General features: G+C 71.3%; 14 protein-coding genes and 1 riboswitch. Of the genes, 5 read left to right on the plus strand and 9 right to left on the minus strand.

Annotated features, from left to right (window positions below):
• Positions 1 to 5: 5 nt before the first annotated feature.
• Positions 6 to 1133: a ferrochelatase gene (locus ACFYW8_RS08895; protein WP_365869022.1), complete on the minus strand. Its 1128-nt coding sequence runs from the start codon at positions 1131 to 1133 to the stop codon at positions 6 to 8.
• A gap of 201 nt (positions 1134 to 1334) precedes the next feature.
• Here ACFYW8_RS08895 and ACFYW8_RS08900 point away from each other — a divergent pair, with 201 nt between their 5' ends.
• Entirely contained in the window at positions 1335 to 2573 is a 1239-nt protein-coding gene (locus tag ACFYW8_RS08900) for an MFS transporter (protein ID WP_365869023.1), read from the plus strand.
• Positions 2533 to 3852 (plus strand): D-arabinono-1,4-lactone oxidase, encoded by a 1320-nt coding sequence (locus ACFYW8_RS08905; protein WP_365869024.1) that lies wholly within the window; start codon positions 2533 to 2535, stop codon positions 3850 to 3852. The genes ACFYW8_RS08900 and ACFYW8_RS08905 overlap by 41 nt, the downstream gene beginning before the upstream one ends.
• Here the strand turns inward: ACFYW8_RS08905 and ACFYW8_RS08910 are convergent.
• Positions 3776 to 4558: a hypothetical protein gene (locus ACFYW8_RS08910; RefSeq protein WP_389069380.1), complete on the minus strand. Its 783-nt coding sequence runs from the start codon at positions 4556 to 4558 to the stop codon at positions 3776 to 3778. The genes ACFYW8_RS08905 and ACFYW8_RS08910 overlap by 77 nt on opposite strands.
• Positions 4559 to 5030: 472 nt before the next feature.
• Here ACFYW8_RS08910 and sepH point away from each other — a divergent pair, with 472 nt between their 5' ends.
• Complete coding sequence (sepH, locus tag ACFYW8_RS08915) at positions 5031 to 6083, plus strand: septation protein SepH (protein ID WP_365869026.1); 1053 nt, start codon at positions 5031 to 5033, stop codon at positions 6081 to 6083.
• Between the two features lie 288 nt (positions 6084 to 6371).
• Here sepH and ACFYW8_RS08920 read toward each other — a convergent pair whose 3' ends face one another.
• Positions 6372 to 7199, minus strand: a complete 828-nt coding sequence (locus ACFYW8_RS08920) for a sulfurtransferase (RefSeq protein WP_389069384.1) — start codon at positions 7197 to 7199, stop codon at positions 6372 to 6374.
• Between the two features lie 322 nt (positions 7200 to 7521).
• Here ACFYW8_RS08920 and ACFYW8_RS08925 point away from each other — a divergent pair, with 322 nt between their 5' ends.
• Entirely contained in the window at positions 7522 to 8325 is an 804-nt protein-coding gene (locus ACFYW8_RS08925; RefSeq protein WP_365869028.1) for a VOC family protein, read from the plus strand.
• A 109-nt stretch (positions 8326 to 8434) separates the two neighbouring features.
• Here the strand turns inward: ACFYW8_RS08925 and ACFYW8_RS08930 are convergent, their stop codons facing one another.
• From ACFYW8_RS08930 to ACFYW8_RS08945, 4 genes are all read right to left on the minus strand, one after another.
• The gene (locus tag ACFYW8_RS08930; RefSeq protein WP_365869029.1) at positions 8435 to 9082 is read right to left on the minus strand and encodes a thymidine kinase; all 648 of its coding nucleotides are present in this window, start codon (positions 9080 to 9082) and stop codon (positions 8435 to 8437) included.
• Positions 9083 to 9126: 44 nt separating this feature from the next.
• The gene (locus ACFYW8_RS08935) at positions 9127 to 10314 is read right to left on the minus strand and encodes a nucleotide pyrophosphatase/phosphodiesterase family protein (RefSeq protein ID WP_365869030.1); all 1188 of its coding nucleotides are present in this window, start codon (positions 10312 to 10314) and stop codon (positions 9127 to 9129) included.
• Complete coding sequence (locus ACFYW8_RS08940; RefSeq protein WP_261707673.1) at positions 10314 to 10901, minus strand: DUF5998 family protein; 588 nt, start codon at positions 10899 to 10901, stop codon at positions 10314 to 10316. Before ACFYW8_RS08940 ends, ACFYW8_RS08935 begins: the two co-directional genes overlap by 1 nt.
• A 135-nt stretch (positions 10902 to 11036) precedes the next feature.
• Positions 11037 to 13871 (minus strand): GNAT family N-acetyltransferase, encoded by a 2835-nt coding sequence (locus tag ACFYW8_RS08945; protein ID WP_389069391.1) that lies wholly within the window; start codon positions 13869 to 13871, stop codon positions 11037 to 11039.
• 175 nt (positions 13872 to 14046) lie between these two features.
• On the opposite strand from ACFYW8_RS08945, the gene ACFYW8_RS08950 reads away from it, so the two are divergent.
• Positions 14047 to 14328, plus strand: coding sequence for an HPr family phosphocarrier protein (locus ACFYW8_RS08950; RefSeq protein ID WP_365869032.1), 282 nt, complete (start codon positions 14047 to 14049; stop codon positions 14326 to 14328).
• Between the two features lie 226 nt (positions 14329 to 14554).
• On the opposite strand, the gene ACFYW8_RS08955 is transcribed toward ACFYW8_RS08950, so the two are convergent.
• A complete protein-coding gene (locus ACFYW8_RS08955; RefSeq protein ID WP_389069394.1) occupies positions 14555 to 15247 on the minus strand; it encodes a GntR family transcriptional regulator in 693 nt (230 codons plus the stop codon).
• Between the two features lie 194 nt (positions 15248 to 15441).
• On the minus strand, positions 15442 to 16206 hold the full coding sequence (locus ACFYW8_RS08960; protein ID WP_365869034.1) for a peptidoglycan DD-metalloendopeptidase family protein: 765 nt from the start codon (positions 16204 to 16206) through the stop codon (positions 15442 to 15444).
• Positions 16207 to 16218: 12 nt separating this feature from the next.
• Positions 16219 to 16378, minus strand: a riboswitch (cyclic di-AMP (ydaO/yuaA leader).
• Positions 16379 to 16554 lie beyond the last annotated feature (176 nt).

The raw sequence follows: 16554 nt of genomic DNA on the forward strand, positions 1-16554 counted from the left end.
GCTCCTCATGCGTAGGGGCTGTCGGTGCCCGCGGCGGCGGGCTTGGGCGTGCGGGCCGGACAGCAGCCCACCGGGCACAGGTCATGACTCGCTCCCAGCGCGCCCAGGGCACACCGTGTCACCCGTCGGCCGCTCTCGGCCGCGGCGCGCTCCAGCACCAGGTCACGGACCGCCGCGGCGAACCGGGGGTCGGAGCCCACCGTGGCCGAACGGCGCACCGGAAGCCCCAGCTCCTGCGCCTTCGCCCGCGCCTCGGTGTCCAGGTCGTACAGGACTTCCATGTGATCCGAGACGAACCCGATCGGCACCATCACCGCCGACTCCGCCCCGGCCCCGTGCAGCTCCTCCAGGTGGTCGCAGATGTCCGGCTCCAGCCACGGAATGTGCGGGGCTCCGGAACGCGACTGGTAGACGAGCCGCCACGGGTGGTCGATGCCGGTCTCCTCGCGCACCGCCGCCACGATCAGCCGGGCCACGTCCAGATGCTGCCGGACGTACGCGCCACCGTCGCCGTGTGCCTCGACCGGGCCGGAGGTGTCCGCCGCGGCGGTGGGGATCGAGTGCGTGGTGAACGCGAGGTGCGCGCCCGCCCGGACCTCCTCGGGCAGTTCGGCCAGGGACTTGAGGACGCCCTCGGTCATCGGCTCCACGAACCCGGGATGGTTGAAGTAGTGCCGCAGCTTGTCGATCCTCGGCGGCTCCAGCCCCTCCCCCTCCAGAACGGCCAGCGCCCCCGCCAGATCCTCGCGGTACTGCCGGCAGCCGGAGTACGAGGCGTACGCGCTGGTGGCCAGCACCAGGATCCGGCGCCGCCCGTCGGCGGCCATCTCGCGCAGCGTGTCGGTCAGATACGGCGCCCAGTTGCGGTTGCCCCAGTAGACCGGCAGGTCCAGACCGTGCCCGGCGAAGTCCTTGCGCAGCGCGTCGAGGAGGGTGCGGTTCTGGTCGTTGATGGGGCTGATCCCGTCGAACAGGAAGTAGTGCTGCCCGACCTCCTTGAGCCGTTCCTTGGGGATACCCCTGCCCCGCGTCACGTTCTCCAGGAACGGGACCACTTCGTCCGGTCCCTCCGGACCGCCGAAGGAAAGCAGGAGCAGGGCGTCGTAGGGGGCGGCATCGAGCGCTTCTGGCATGTGTCCGATCCTGCCATCCGCCGCCGACGGGCGAGAACCTGCGGGGTGACGAGGCGTGCGCGGTCCGTCCGGAGCGGGGTGCGGAAGGGGTGCGTTAGGTGCACCTAACACGTAAGCTGTATCGGCCAGCTTCACGCCTTACCGAAGTTCGGGCCGCCCGCTGTGTCGGGGAGGGGCCGAGCCGAGCCGACGGAGACCCTCGTGCCCAGCCCCTACCGCGCCCTGTTCGCCGCCCCCGGCTCGAAGGGCTTCTCCACTGCGGGCCTGCTCGGCAGGATGCCGCTGTCCATGATGGGCATCGGCATCGTCACGATGATCTCCCAGCTGACCGGGCGCTACGGCCTCGCCGGTGCCCTCTCGGCGACCATCGCCCTGGCGGCCGCGGCGATGGGCCCGCAGGTCTCAAGGATGGTGGACCGGCACGGTCAGCGGCGGATCCTGCGCCCGGTGACGCTCTTCGCGCTCACGGCGGCCGCGGGGCTGCTGCTCGCCGCGCACTTCGGGTGGCCGGACTGGGTGCTGTTCGTGTGCGCGGCCGGCATCGGCTGCGTCCCGAGCATCGGCGCGATGATCCGGGCCCGCTGGGCGGCCCTCTACGGAGGCACCCCGCAACTGCACACCGCGTACTCCCTGGAGTCCGTGGTGGACGAGATCTGCTTCATCTTCGGGCCGATCATCTCCATCGGCCTGTCCACGGTGTGGTTCCCGGAGGCCGGCCCGCTGCTCGCCGCCTGCTTCCTGGCTGCCGGGGTCTTCTGGCTGACCTCCCAGCGCGCCACCGAGCCCCGGCCGCATCCGCGCGGACAGCACAGTGCGGGCTCGGCGCTGCGCTCGGCCGGACTCCAGGTCCTGGTGGCCACCTTCGTGGCGACCGGGACGATCTTCGGAGCCGTCGACGTGGTCACCGTGGCCTTCGCCGAGGAGCAGGGCCACAAGGGCGCCGCGAGCGTCGTCCTGGCCCTCTACGCGGCGGGCTCCTGCCTCGCGGGGGCCGTCTTCGGGCTGCTGCACTTCAAGGGGGCGGCCGAAGGAAGGTGGCTGCTGGGCATATGCGCGATGGCCGTGAGTATGATCCCCCTCCTACTGGTCGGAAACTTGCCGTTCCTGGCCGTGGCGCTGTTCGTTTCGGGTCTGTCCATCGCTCCCACGATGATCACGACGATGTCCCTCATCGAACAGCACGTACCTCGCGCGAAACTGACCGAAGGCATGACCTGGGTGAGCACAGGACTCGCCGTCGGAGTCGCGCTCGGTTCCTCCGTGGCCGGCTGGGTGATCGACTCCGCCGGCGCGAAGGCCGGGTACGGGGTTCCGGCGGTGTCCGGGGCCGTCGCGGTCGCGGTCGGTTTCCTCGGGTATCGCCGGCTCAGCAGGCCGGTTCCGCAGCGGGGAGGGTCTCATGAGCACCACAGTGAGCGGGAAGAGCGGCACGTGGCGTAACTGGGCGGGGAACGTCACCGCCCGTCCCGTACGGGAGGTCACCCCTGCCTCGGTGGACGAACTCTCCGCCGCCGTGCGGAAGGCGGCCGAGGACGGCCTGACGGTGAAGGCCGTCGGCACCGGGCACTCCTTCACGGCCGCCGCGGCGACCGACGGCGTATTGATCCGCCCTCAGCTGTTGACCGGGATCCGCAAGATCGACCGTGCGGCCATGACGGTCACGGTCGAGGCGGGCACCCCGCTCAAGAGGCTCAACATGGCCCTCGCGCGCGAAGGTCTGTCGCTCACGAACATGGGCGACATCATGGAGCAGACGGTCTCGGGGGCGACCAGCACCGGGACGCACGGCACCGGCCGGGACTCGGCCTCGATCGCCGCTCAGATCACAGGGCTTGAACTGGTGACGGCGGACGGCTCGGTGCTGTCCTGTTCCGAGAACGAGAACCCCGAGATCTTCGCGTCGGCCCGCGTCGGGATCGGCGCCCTGGGAATCGTCACCGCGATCACCTTCTCCGTGGAGCCCGTCTTCCTGCTCTCGGCCCGCGAGGAGCCGATGACCTTCGACAAGGTCACCGCCGACTTCGAGGAACTCTTCACCGAGAACGAGCACTTCGAGTTCTACTGGTTCCCGCACACCGGCAACTGCAACACCAAGCGGAACAACCGCAGCGCGGGCCCCGAGAAGCCGGTGGGGCCGGTCCGCGGGTGGATCGAGGACGAGTTCCTCTCCAACGGCGCCTTCCAGGTGGCCAATCTGCTCGGCCGGGCCGTGCCCGCCGCCATTCCGTCGATCGCCCGGCTCTCCAGCCGCGCGCTGTCCGCGCGGACCTACACCGACATTCCGTACAAGGTGTTCACCTCTCCGCGCCGCGTGCGGTTCGTGGAGATGGAGTACGCCGTACCGCGCGAGGCCCTCGTCGAGACGCTGCGCGAGCTGAAGTCGATGGTCGACAGCTCGACGCTGCGGGTCAGCTTCCCCGTGGAGGTGCGGACCGCGCCCGCCGACGACATCACCCTCTCCACGGCCTCCGGACGGGAGAGCGCGTACGTCGCCGTCCACATGTTCAGGGGTACCCCCTATCAGGCGTACTTCACGGCGGCCGAGCGGATCTTCACCGCGCACGAGGGGCGGCCGCACTGGGGCAAGGTGCACACGCGTGACGCGGAGTACTTCTCCAAGGTCTACCCGCGCTTCGGCGAGTTCACCGCGCTGCGGGACCGGCTGGATCCGGACCGGCGCTTTGCGAATGACTACTTGCGGAGGGTTCTGGGGTCGTAGCGGTCGCACTGGGTACGGGAGCCGGGGTGCCGTCCCCGGCCTGCGGTGCCGAGGGCGTGCCGTCTCCCGGCGTCGGCACGGCGGTCGTACCACCGCCGCCGCCCACCTCACCTGAGCCGCCGCTGTCGGCGGACGGCGCCGGCGCCTTTCGGGAATCCGGGGCCGAGGACGGCGAAGACCCGGTCGTCGGAGCCGTGCCGCGCTCCGCGCTCCCCGAGCCGGCGCCGTGCCCCTTGAAGGCGTCGCCGACCGTCGTGCTCGTGCCGTCGCCGCTGAAGCTCTGCCCCGAGACCATCTCGTACGAGGTGATTCCGGCCATCGTGACGCCGAAGACGAGAGCGGTCGCGACCAGCGGCCTCTTCCAGCTCCTGACCCGCGCGCGGTAGACGGTCCCCTCGGTGAACTCACCGGAGGGACCGGACAGCCGCCGGGGCTTCGGTTTCGTCTGCACCTTCACTTCACGGATCTGCTCTCCGGTGCGCTTGAAGAAGTGCTGGAAGACCGTTCCTCCGCAGGTGGCGACGGCGCTGACCAGTCCGGCGCCCAGGATCGTCCCGTAGACACCGAAGTAGGAGGCGAGTTTCGCCGCCACCACCGCGGCGACCGCGCTCCCCGCCACTTGGGGGACGCTCAGGTCCAGCCGCCTCTTCCTCGGTTCCACGTCGGCACCCGGCTGCTCGCCGCCGACTTCCGGCTTCTTACGCATTCCCGGACCTTGCCTGCCTTTCCCGCACTTGATCGACCTACAGCACGAGAAAGGGACGTACGGGCGAAACGATTAGTTCCATTTCTGCCGATTACGTGAAGTGCGCCACTTTCCACGATCGCCGAAAGGGCGCCGGGATCGGCCAACTGGCACCCCCCGCCCGAAGTTGGGCGGCGTGCCGATCCACGCAAGTGGCCCGAATGGAGTACTGTTGCGAGCCCTGGGTCCGGACTCCCGCCAGGGTGTCCGGGGCCTTGCAGGACCGCCGGGAGGGGGCTCGTTGCACAGGGTGATGGAGTTCGTCACTTAGCGTTGCGAACAGGTAACCGTGCCATAACGGCGACCCCGGGCCCGCGCCCGACACGCCGGGCAACTCGGCAAGGTTGTGGCAGGCTGCACCCGGGCAGGCCACACTCGACTAGCGGAAGCAGCGACGCACGTGACGTCGGCAGGCACCACCCGGGAGGTCCCCATGCCCGAACTGCGTGTCGTGGCCGTCTCTAACGACGGCACACGGCTGGTGCTGAAGGCTGCGGACAGTACGGAGTACACGCTTCCGATTGACGAGCGTCTGCGCGCCGCCGTACGCGGCGACCGTCCCCGCCTCGGCCAGATCGAGATCGAGGTGGAGAGCCATCTCCGCCCCCGAGACATCCAGGCGCGTATACGCGCCGGCGCTTCCGCGGAGGAAGTCGCCCAGCTCGCCGGAATCCCCGTCGATCGCGTACGCCGCTTCGAAGGACCCGTGCTGGCCGAGCGCGCCTTCATGGCCGAGCGCGCCAGGAAGACACCCGTCCGCCGCCCCGGAGAGAACGCCGGCCCCCAGCTCGGCGAGGCCGTCCAGGAACGACTGCTGATCCGGGGTGCCGAGAAGGACACCGTGCAGTGGGACTCCTGGCGCCGCGACGACGGCACCTGGGAAGTCATGCTGGTCTACCGGGTCGCGGGCGAACCGCACGCCGCGAGCTGGACCTACGACCCGCCCCGGCGGCTCGTGCAGGCCGTCGACGACGAGGCGCGCTCGCTGATCGGCGAGTCCGACGACCTCGCGGCGCCCGAGCCGAGCTTCCCGTTCGTGCCGCGGATCGCCAGGCTGCCCCGCGACCGTCCGCTGGACCGCGCCCTGGACCGGCAGATGGAGCGGCCGAGCCTGCCCCCGCCCTCCCAGGATCCGGCCGAGGAGGCCGAGGACCGGGACTCGCTGACCAGCCTTCTGGAGGCGGTGCCCAGCTTCCGGGGCGACATGGTGGTGCCCGAACGGCCCGCACCGGCCGAACGGCCCGCCGCCGAGGAGCCCGCCGCCGAGCCCGAGGAGGAGGAGCCCCCGGCTCCCGCCGCCTCGGCGGGTGCCGGTTCCGCCTACGCGGACGTACTCATGCCCCGCTCGGTCGGCAGCCATCGCGACCGGCTCGTCGGCGCGACCGACCGCCAGGCCGAGGCCGACGGCGTCCGTCCCGGCCGCCGAGCGGCGGTCCCGAGCTGGGACGAGATCGTCTTCGGCACACGCCGGAAGAAGCAGGACTAGTCAGGTCTACGAGGAGGGGGCCCGCACCGGATCGGTGCGGGCCCCCTCCTCGTGCAACCGAGCCTCGTGCACCGAGCGGCGAACCGGCATCCGCGCCCGGCACGACGGACCACCCGGCGCACCGTGCCGTCATCCGGGCGGTCGCACGGTCGCGCCTCCACCCGGGCGGTCGCACGTCGCACCACGGTGCCCCCGTCGAGGGCACCCACAGGCGCCGGTGAGCGGCACGGCGGGCGCTCGCAGGGGCGGCACCACGGATACGGCTGCGGGCCGGAGCCCACCGCGACGTCACTGCGGGTCGGGGCCCACCGCGACGGGACGGCTCCGGTCCTGGGACCACTCCGACCAGGAACCCACGTACAGCGCCGCGGGAATGCCGGCCACGGCGAGGGCCAGCACCTCATGGGCGCCCGAGACCCCGGAGCCGCAGTAGACGCCGACCTCTGACGCGGGGGTCACGCCGAAGGACTTGAAGCGGTCGGCGAGTTCGGCGGACGGCAGGAACCGTCCGTCCTCCGTGACGTTCTCGGCCGTCGGTGCGGAGACGGCGCCCGGGATGTGGCCGCCGACCGGATCGATCGGCTCGACGTCGCCCCGGTACCGCTCCCCCGCGCGGGCATCCAGCAGCAGTCCGGTGCGGGCGAGCGCGGCGGCCCCGTCCGCGTCGAGCGACGGCCGGGCGCCGGGTGCCGGTACGAATGTTCCGGGCGTCGGCGAGGGGGCCTCGGAGGACACGGGGCCGCTCCAGGCGGCGAACCCTCCGTCAAGCACGCGTACCGACGGATGACCCGAATAGCCCAGCAGCCACCAGGCGCGCGCGGCGGCCCAGCCCTGCCCGCCGTCGTACACAACGACGTCGCGGTTCTCGGACACTCCCGCGGCCCGCATCGCCGCGCCGAAGACCTCGGGGCCGGGAAGCGGATGCCGGCCCGCCGCACCGGCCGGACCAGCGAGTTCGGAATCCAGATCGACGAAGACGGCACCGGGAATGTGCGCGTTCTCGTACTCGGAGCGCAGGTTGGGGCCGCCCAACCGCCAGCGGACGTCGAGGAGGACCGGCGGGTTCGGCCCCGCCAGGTCACTCGCGAGTTCGGGTGCCGTGATGATGGCGTTCATGGCCACCATCCTTGCGCACGGGGTGGCCGCTTCGTCCATGTCCGGCTACTCTGCTCCGCCGGACAGGTCCGATCACCAGGCGTATGGGATCGGGCACATGCTGTACAACCGATGGACACCACGCGGCAATCGGTCCGAAACGGATGAGAAACGGCAGATCGGGCGTCCTCCGTCCGTGCCCCGTTCAACGGCGGCGCGGCCCGGACGCACGGCACGGCCGGTGGTGCGAACATCGGCACGGGCGTGCACGCACGCGACTGAGTACGCGTGTCCGCAGGCGGAAGGTGACCGGCCACCGCGAGGGGCCGAGAAGAGAGTGACGATGACCGAGGCACGGGAATCGGCCGGCCCGAACGGCACCACGCACGCTCGGCACGCGCCCGGCACACCCTGCTGGGTGAGCCTGATGGCGCATGAGACGGCCGCGACCCAGGACTTCTACGGAGCGTTGTTCGGCTGGGAGTTCCAGCCGGGCCCCCCGCAGCTCGGCCCGTACGCGCGGGCCCTTCTCGACGGCCACGAGGTGGCCGGGATCGGCCAGTTGCCGCCCGACCGGCACCTGCCGATCGCCTGGACGCCCTACTTCGCCTCGGCCGACGTGGACCAGACCGCCGAGACGGTGCGGCACAGCGGCGGCACCGTGGGCGTGGGACCGATCGACGCCGCCGAGGCCGGCCGCCTGGCGATCGCCTCCGACCCGTCGGGCGCCGTCTTCGGCATCTGGCAGGTGGCGGCCCACCTGGGCACGGGGATCACCGGCGTGCCGGGCACCCCGGCGTGGAACGAGCTCGTGACGCGGGACACCGAGAGCGTCGTCAAGTTCTACCGGGGGGTCTTCGGCTACGAACTGGAGCCGACCGTCTCGGCCGACTTCGACTACGTGACACTGCACATCGACGGCCGGCCGGTGGCCGGCATCCACGGCGTGGGGAACGCCCTGCCGCGCGACCGGGGCCCGCACTGGCTGACGTACTTCGAGGCCGCCGAACTGGACGAAACCGTACGGCGTGTCACGGAACTCGGCGGGCACCTCCTGCGGGCCGCCCACGACTCCCCGTACGGCCGCGTGGCGACGGTGGCGGATCCGGAGGGCGCGGTGTTCTCCCTGATCCATGCCGTCACATGACGCGGTGAGCCGTCCGGCCCGACGGTCCGAAGCCGGGCCGGCGCCGGGCGTGGGGGCGGGCATCGGGCCGAGGCGCCGGACCTCGGGGCACAGGACTCCGGGAACGGCTTCAGACCGAGGCGATCGGCAGGACGTCGGGTGACAGGGCACCCGCGTGGGCCGTGGCCGCTGTCATACGGCGGCGGTGATGCCGACGGCAGAGCACCTCGTAGCCGATGTTCTCGGGCTGGTTGACGTCGCCGACGACGACCTGGGCGCCCTCGACGACCATCTCGCCGCCCACGGTGCGGGCGTTGTGCGTGGCGCGGGCGCCGCACCAGCACAGGGCCTCGACCTGGAGGACCTCGACCCGGTCGGCCAGTTCGACGAGGCGCTGGGAGCCGGGGAAGAGCTTGGAGCGGAAGTCGGTGGTGATCCCGAAGGCGAACACGTCGACACCCAGGTCGTCCACCACTCGGGCCAGTTGGTCGATCTGCGCGGGACCCAGGAACTGCGCCTCGTCCGCGATCACGTAGTCCGCCCGGCCGCCCTGCGAGAGGTGGTCGACGAGATAGGCGTAAAGGTCCTGGTCGTCCGCCACCTCGACCGCGTCGGTGACCAGGCCGAGGCGCGAGGAGAGCTTGCCCTCGCCCGCGCGGTCGTCGCGCGTGAAGATCATGCCCTGCAGCCCCCGCGCCGAGCGGTTGTGCTCGATCTGGAGAGCCAGCGTGGACTTCCCGCAGTCCATCGTTCCGGAGAAGAACACCAGCTCGGGCATGGGGAGTTGAGCACCTTTCGGCAACGGAGGAAGGGAGACGGGCGTCAGGAGCGTACTTGGAGGAGGGGCACCAACTGCTCGGCCGGGGTCATCGAGCCGTGGTTGCCGACCATGAGCGACTCCTTCGGCTCCCGCTCGGAGGCGGTGATCAGGACATCGTCCCGGGCGGCCGCGATCACGTCACCCAGCCGGGAGTACACCCGCTCGTCGATCCGGGGGCCGAACCAGCCCGCGTCGATCGCCTCGTCACGGGAGGCGACCCAGAACTGCTCGCCGAGGACCTCGCGCCAGCACGTCAGCACGTCCACCTCGGCGCCCGGGACCGCGTACACATGGCGGGCACGCCCCTCACCGCCCAGCAGGGCGACTCCGGCGCGCAGTTCCCAGTCCTCGTCGAAGTCGATGCGGTGCTGCTCGTCGAACGGGATGTCGATCATGCCGTGGTCGGCGGTGACGTACAGCGCCGAGCGCGGCGGCAGCTGCTCCGCGAGGCGCTGGACCAGGCGGTCGACATACATCAGCTGGCCGCGCCAGGGGTCCGAGTCGACGCCGAAGCGATGACCCTTGCCGTCCACCTCGGCGTAGTACGTGTAGACCAAGGAGCGGTCCCCGGCGCCCAGTTGCTCGGCGGCGAGGTCCATGCGCTCCTCGCCTGACAGCCGGCCGTGGAACGTCCCGCCGCTCAGCGCGATCTTCGTCAGCGGGGTGTTCTGGAAGGTCGGCGAGGAGACCTGGGCGGTGTGCACCCCCGCCGCCTCCGCCAGCTGGAAGATCGTGGGATAGGGCTGCCAGGCCCGCGGCTCGGTCCACGGGTTCCAGCGGAGCTGGTTCATCAGCTCGCCGGTGGCGGGGTTGCGCGCGGTGTAGCCGGGCAGGCCGTGCGCGCCCGGAGGCAGGCCGGTGCCCACGGAGGCGAGGGAGGTCGCGGTGGTGGCCGGGTAGCCCGCGGTGATCGGACGCCCCGTGCCACCGCGCGAGGACGCGAGGAGCGACGTCATGAAGGGTGCCTCGTCCGGGTGAGCCTTGAGCTGCTCCCAGCCGAGACCGTCGATCAGGAACACGCAGTTCCGGTCGGATTCCGTCAGCTCGGGTATCACGGCGGTCGCACCGGGAACGGACATGCCGGCGGCGAGCGTGGGCAGCAGATCGGCCAGTGAACCGGCGCCGTACTCGGGGACGGGCGCGGAGTCGAGGGCGAGCGGTTCCGGGTGGTCCCAGGTGGGCAGGGCCATCAGCGAGCGACGTCCGCGGTCGCCTCGGAGAGGGACTGCGCGAAGGCGAGGGCCTGGCGGACGGTCTCCGGACCGTCCCCCGCCTCACTGACCCGCAGGCTCAGGTCGTCCGCCGTCGAGCTGCCGGTGTAGCCGTGATCCGCTTCACAGTTGGGGTCACCGCAGGCGGCAGGCTCCAGGTCGATGCGGGAGACGGCGCCCCAGCCGATGGTCAGGACCACTTCGCGGGGCAGCGTACCGGGGGTGTAGGACTCCGGGTTCGCGACGACGCGGCTGACGACGACCGAGGAGATGCGGCCGAGCTTGACCGATTCCGTCGAGGTCGTGGCGTACGGCGTCGGGGACGTGGTGTCCGCGTTCTGCTCGTCCGTGTGGCTCACGATGAAGCGGTTGCCGGTGAGGACGAGCACGGTGACGTGCCGCCGTACCTCGTTCGCGTCGAACGTCGTCTCCTGGTGGACCAGGTACGACCGGATGGTCTCGCCGCCGATCGCGGCCTCCACCGCCTCGGCCACGAGGGCCGGGTAGTAGCCGCTGCGCTCGATCGCCGCTCGCAGCCCCTGGGTCGTCGTACTGGTCTTGGCCATGCCCTCCATCCTACGGGGGCCCGCTGACTGCGAGGCACCGCTCGCGTTGGTCTGTCGTGGACGGAACAGATCGAATCGGGGGACACCCCCTCGACCGGACCATGCGGCCCGGACGACGCCGACGGCCCGGACGACTCAGACGACGGGCAGTGTCCGAGGGCCGAGGTCGTCCCGTACCGGGGCGCGGGCCAGCCGTACCGTGGCGCCCAGCACACTCAGGCCGGACGGGGCGACCACCACCGGCTCCAGCGAGACCGCGACGACCTCCGGGTGGTCGTCGACCAGCCGGGACACCCGCAGCATGAGCTCTTCGAGGGCGGCCGTGTCGACCGGCGCGGAGCCCCGCCAGCCGAACAGGAGCGGCGCCGTCCGGATCGACCGGACCAGGGAGGCCGCTTCCCGGTCGGTGACCGGAATCAGCCGGTGCGCCGTGTCCCCGAGCAGTTCGGAGGCGGCTCCGGAGAGCCCGAAGGAGAGCACCGCCCCGGCCGCCGGGTCGATCACCGCGCGGACGACCGTGTCGACACCGCGCGGCGCCATCCCCTGCACGACCGGGCGCAGCACTGTCGGTGCCCCGAACAGTTCGGTCAGCTCCGCGTAGGCCCGGCGCAGCTGTTCCTCGTCCGCCACGTCCAGCCGCACGCCGCCCAGGTCGGCGCGGTGCCGCAGGTGCGGGGCGGTGGTCTTGAGGGCCACGGGGTAGCCGATGGCACCCGCGGCCGCCACGGCCTCGTCCGCGGTGGGCGCCGGCAGGGCGCGGCGCACGTCGATGCCGTACTTCCCGAGCAGTGTCGCCGTCTCCTCGCCTCCCAGGGTCAGACCCTCCCCGCGCGCGAGGAGGCCTTCGACGAGCCGAGCCGCGCCCTTCTCGTCGATGTCCTCGTGTTCGGGCACCTTGCCGGGCTCGCCGGCGTCCAGGCGCCACTGGGCGTACTTGACGGCTTCGGCGAGGGCGCGGACGGCGCGTTCCGCGGCGGGGTAGGCGGGGATGAGCCGGGAGTCCGGGGCGGATTCGGGGCGCGTCGCGGCGGGCGATCGGTCCGAGGGGTGGAAGCGGGCGCCGGACGCCGCTCCCTGCGCCGCCTCGGGGGCCTGGGGGGCGGTGCTCGCGGCGGCGGACAGGGCCTCGGCGAGCCCGCCCAGTTCGACGTGCACGACGAGCACCGGTTTCGCCGGAGCCGCCAGGGCGGAGGACCGGAGCGCCTCGGCGAGCTCCGCGTCGGCGGCCGAGGTCTCCCCCAGCGCCGGTATGGCCGTCACGACCACGGCGTCACAGCCGTCGTCGGCGAGTGCCTGCGACAGCGCCCGGTGGAAGTCCTCCGCCGAGGCCGCCGTGGTCAGGTCCCGCGGCGGCAGCGGCCTGAGCCCCTCGGCGAGACACGCGTCGTACGTGAGCAGCCCCAGTGACTCGGAGTTCCCGAGGATCGCCACGCGGGGTCCTTCGGGGAGCGGCTGGCGGGCCAGCAGCAGGCCCGCGTCGACGAGTTCGGTGATGGTGTCGACCCGGATGACTCCGGCCTGGCGCAGCAGCGCGGACACGGTGGCGTGCGGCAGCCGGGTGGCCCGCACGGCATGCCCCTGGGGAGAGGCCCCGCCGTGCCGCGCGCCCTGGACCACGACCAGTGGCTTCGCCGCCGCCGTCCGCCGCGCGAGGCGGGTGAACTTGCGCGGGTTGCCGATGGATTCGAGGTACATCAGGACGACGTCGGTGTCCGGGTCGTCGTACCAGTACTGCAGTACGTCGTTGCCCGAGACGTCCGCCCGGTTCCCGGAGGAGACGAAGGTCGACACGCCGGTCACGCCCGTGACGCCGCCGCCGCGCCGGTGCAGCCGGGACAGCAGGGCGATCCCGATGGCGCCGGACTGGGCGAACAGGCCGATGCGTCCGGGGCGGGGCATCTGCGGGGCGAGCGAGGCGTTCAGACGCACTTCGGGGGACGTGTTGATGACTCCGAAGGCGTTGGGACCGATGATGCGCATCCCGTACGTACGCGCGTGCCGTACGAGTTCACGCTGGCGTTCGCGTCCTTCGGGACCGCTCTCGGCGTATCCGGCGGAGACCACCACGAGTCCCTGCACCCCGTGTTCGCCGCATTCCGTGACGACCTCGGGGACGTGCTCGGCCGGTACGGCCACGACGGCGAGGTCGACGGGCTCGGCGATGTCGCGGACGGAACGGTGGGCCGGGACTCCGTCGAGTTCCTTGTCCTGCTCCCCGAGCGCCGCGTTCACGGCGTACAGACGCCCGGTGAATCCGGCGTCCCGCAGGTTGTCCAGGACGCTGCGGCCGACCCCGCCAGGAGTGCGGCCGGCACCGATGACGGCGACCGAGCCGGGGGCGAGCAGCCGCTGCACGGAACGGGCCTCGGCGCGCTGCTCCCGCGCGCGCTGCACGGCGAGGGACCGGTCGGTGGGTTCGAGGTCGAACTCCAGGCGTACGACGCCGTCCTCGAAGCTGCGCTTCTGGGTGTATCCGGCGTCCGTGAACACCTTGATCATTTTGTTGTTGGCGGGCAGCACCTCGGCCGCGAAACGGCGGATGTCCCGCTCGCGGGCCACGGCCGCGATGTGTTCGAGCAGGGCCGAGGCGACGCCGCGGCCCTGGTGGGCGTCCTGCACGAGGAAGGCGACCTCTGCCTCGTCGGCGGGCGCGGACGCGGGCATCCCGTCGGCGTCGATCCGGTCGTAGCGCACGGTGGCGATGAACTCGCCGCCCACCGTGGCCGCGAGACCCACGCGGTCCACGAAGTCGTGATGGGTGAACCGGTGGACGTCCTTGGCGGACAGCCGCGGATACGGCGCGAAGAAGCGGTAGTACTTCGACTCGTCGGACACCTGCTCGTAGAAGCTGACCAGGCGTTCGGCGTCGTCGACGGTGATGGGCCTGATGCGTGCGGTGCCGCCGTCGCGCAGCACCACGTCGGCCTCCCAGTGAGCCGGGTACTCGTGCCGGTCCGACGAGGTCTGCATGGGGCCCAGAGTACGGCTCGCGTACGACAACGGCGCGAGGCAGTCTGAAGGTGACGGACGCCGGAGCGGGGCCGCGGACCGGCGCCGCCGCGGGCGGAACCCGGTCCGTCCGGGCACGCCTCACGATATGGAACACTGGTCTAGACAACCTTGAACACCCGAAGGGCAGCATCACATGGCTGAGCGCCGCGTCAACGTCGGCTGGACCGAGGGCCTCCACGCCCGCCCCGCCTCCATCTTCGTCCGGGCCGCCACGGCCTCCGGCATCCCCGTGACGATCGCCAAGTCCGACGGCAACCCCGTCAACGCGGCCTCCATGCTCGCGGTCCTCGGCCTGGGCGCCCAGGGCGGCGAGGAGATCGTCCTCGCGTCGGACTCCGAGGGCGCGGACGCCGCTCTCGACCGTCTGGCGAAGCTGGTCGCCGAGGGTCTCGACGAGCTCCCCGAGACCGTCTGAGCCCACAAGGCACCCAGGACCACACGCGGCTGAGCCGCGCCCCCCTTCTCCGGGCGGCGCGGCTCAGCCGTTTTCCGCACCCCGCTCAGGAATTCCCGCGGCGACACCCGCGGGCCCTGGTGCCGCCGTCACGGGAATAGCGCGCGCCGAAATTCCGGACACACGAATAAAAGGGCATCAGAAATAAGCCCCCGCCGAATATCCCTCTTTGTATACGGCGCCCGTGTTAATGACGCTGGCCCATCATGTTTACGGGATGTTGCGAACTTCTCACACGGTCCGGCCGGTCGCCGCCGGGAAATCGGAGCCGGTGCGCGGTCGTCGCGCGCTCGGTGTGCAGGGCCATGATCGCGCGGGCCCGCTCGCCGTCGCCGCGGGCGACAGCGTCCACGATGCCGCCGTGCTCCGCCCAGGACTCCGCGGGGTTGGCCGGAGCGTCCACCGAGTACATCCAGGCGATCTTGTGACGCAGCTGGGCGAGCGTGGACGTCAGCGCGGGACTGCCGGACGCCTGTGCGAGCGTCTCGTGGAACCAGCCGCCCAGGGAACGCAGATCCTCGCTGTGGCCTCTCCTGGAACGCTCCTGGCCCAGCCTGACCAGGCCCCGCAGCACCTTGAGGTGGGCCTCCGTACGCCGCTGGGCGGCCCTCGCGGCACCCAGTGGTTCCAGCAGCATGCGCATCTCCAGGAGGTCCGCGGCCTCCTGCTCGGTGGGCTCCGCGACGCACGCGCCCGCGTGCCGACGGGTGACCACGAAGCCCTCGGCCTCCAGGGTGCGCAGGGCCTCGCGCACGGGGACGCGCGAGACGCCGTAGCGCCGCGCGAGCAGTTCCTCGGTGAGCCGGCCGCCGCGCTCGTAGACACCCGCGACGATGTCGTCACGGATCGCCGTGCATACCGAGTGCGCCGGAATACGCATGACCGACCTCCGCTTTAATCCCCGCGAAACGCCATCGATTGACGCTTGTTCAGTGACTCTATTGCAGGAAGCCTGAATTTCCGATGGCGGGCCTGAATCCATGGATATTTTTTGGACAGACGCCTCCGGAAACGACGATGCCCCGGCTCGGTGAGCCGGGGCATCGAAAGCGGTGAGAAGCCGCGAAGCGGTCGTCAGACGTTGACTCCGTGCGAGCGCAGGTACGCGACCGGGTCGATGTCCGAGCCGTACTCCGCGGTCGTACGGGCCTCGAAGTGAAGGTGCGGTCCGGTGGTGTTGCCGGTGTCCCCGGAGAGGCCGATCTGCTGCCCCGGAGTGACCGTCTGCCCCACGGACACGCCGATGGACGACAGGTGGCCGTACATGGTGTACGTCCCGTCGTGCATCTTGATCACTACTTGATTGCCGTAGGCGCCGCCCCAGCCGGTCGTGACGATGGTGCCGGAGCCCACCGCGTGGACCGAGGTGCCGTACGCGGCGTGGAAGTCGACGCCGGTGTGGCTGCCCGAGGACCAGAGGCTGCTGCTGGCCTGGTAACCGGTGGAGACGTAGGAACCGGTGATCGGGATGACGAACGTGTTCAGGCGCTTGCGCTCGGCCTCACGGGCGGCGCGCTCCTTGGCCTCGCGGGACTTCGCGGCCTGCTCCGCGGCGTACTTGCGCGCGGCCTGTTCGGCCTGCTTCCGCGCGGCGGCCTCGTCGGCGGCGCGCTGCTGCGCGAAGGCCTGGGCGTCGATCTGGTCGGCGACCGTGTCTCCGAGGGTGACGGCCTGGGTCAGCCCGGTCTGCTCGACGGAGGCCTCCGCCGCGAACGCGGGGGCGGCCAGGGTTCCGATCACACCGGTCGTGGTGAGCGCCGCGACCCCGACGGCGGTCGTGGTGGTGCTGTGCACCCGGCTCGTTCGACGATGCTTGCCGGTGCCACAGGTGAACGCCATGTAGGGGCTGATCCTTTCCTTCCCTCTCGCCTACCGGGTTAGCTGACGGGTTCGGAGCAGGAAGGTCTCCTACGGACCCCCTCCGAAGAGGGCGTCCGATTCACCCCAGGGACTACGTGTGGGTCCCCGGCTCCCCTGACTCGCGCCATGGGGGACTCGGCGATGACTGTCCGGTGCCGCGGGCGCGGCGCACTGCGTGACGAACAGCCGGACCGACGCTAAACGGGGTGTCATTCGAACAACAAACGGATCACGATTTTTGTAACGCATCCCACAGGGCAGAAGGGCAACTCCCGCACGAATACGGACATCTTGGGGGCCTTTCGCGGGACGCAGGAGGGCCCTGAC

It is taken from the genome of Streptomyces sp. NPDC002742 (assembly GCF_042888885.1).
Lineage (GTDB): Bacteria > Actinomycetota > Actinomycetes > Streptomycetales > Streptomycetaceae > Streptomyces.

Bases quoted from the DNA above. Each gene is read 5' to 3' on its own strand.
- ACFYW8_RS08925 (WP_365869028.1), top strand. From the start codon at position 7,522: ATGACCGAGGCACGGGAATCGGCCGGCCCGAACGGCACCACGCACGCT.
- sepH (WP_365869026.1), top strand. From the start codon at position 5,031: ATGCCCGAACTGCGTGTCGTGGCCGTCTCTAACGACGGCACACGGCTG.
- ACFYW8_RS08960 (WP_365869034.1), bottom strand. From the start codon at position 16,206: ATGGCGTTCACCTGTGGCACCGGCAAGCATCGTCGAACGAGCCGGGTG.
- ACFYW8_RS08935 (WP_365869030.1), bottom strand. From the start codon at position 10,314: ATGGCCCTGCCCACCTGGGACCACCCGGAACCGCTCGCCCTCGACTCC.
- ACFYW8_RS08895 (WP_365869022.1), bottom strand. From the start codon at position 1,133: ATGCCAGAAGCGCTCGATGCCGCCCCCTACGACGCCCTGCTCCTGCTT.
- ACFYW8_RS08940 (WP_261707673.1), bottom strand. From the start codon at position 10,901: ATGGCCAAGACCAGTACGACGACCCAGGGGCTGCGAGCGGCGATCGAG.
- ACFYW8_RS08930 (WP_365869029.1), bottom strand. From the start codon at position 9,082: ATGCCCGAGCTGGTGTTCTTCTCCGGAACGATGGACTGCGGGAAGTCC.
- ACFYW8_RS08950 (WP_365869032.1), top strand. From the start codon at position 14,047: ATGGCTGAGCGCCGCGTCAACGTCGGCTGGACCGAGGGCCTCCACGCC.
- ACFYW8_RS08955 (WP_389069394.1), bottom strand. From the start codon at position 15,247: ATGCGTATTCCGGCGCACTCGGTATGCACGGCGATCCGTGACGACATC.
- ACFYW8_RS08945 (WP_389069391.1), bottom strand. From the start codon at position 13,871: ATGCAGACCTCGTCGGACCGGCACGAGTACCCGGCTCACTGGGAGGCC.
- ACFYW8_RS08910 (WP_389069380.1), bottom strand. From the start codon at position 4,558: ATGCGTAAGAAGCCGGAAGTCGGCGGCGAGCAGCCGGGTGCCGACGTG.
- ACFYW8_RS08920 (WP_389069384.1), bottom strand. From the start codon at position 7,199: ATGAACGCCATCATCACGGCACCCGAACTCGCGAGTGACCTGGCGGGG.
- ACFYW8_RS08905 (WP_365869024.1), top strand. From the start codon at position 2,533: ATGAGCACCACAGTGAGCGGGAAGAGCGGCACGTGGCGTAACTGGGCG.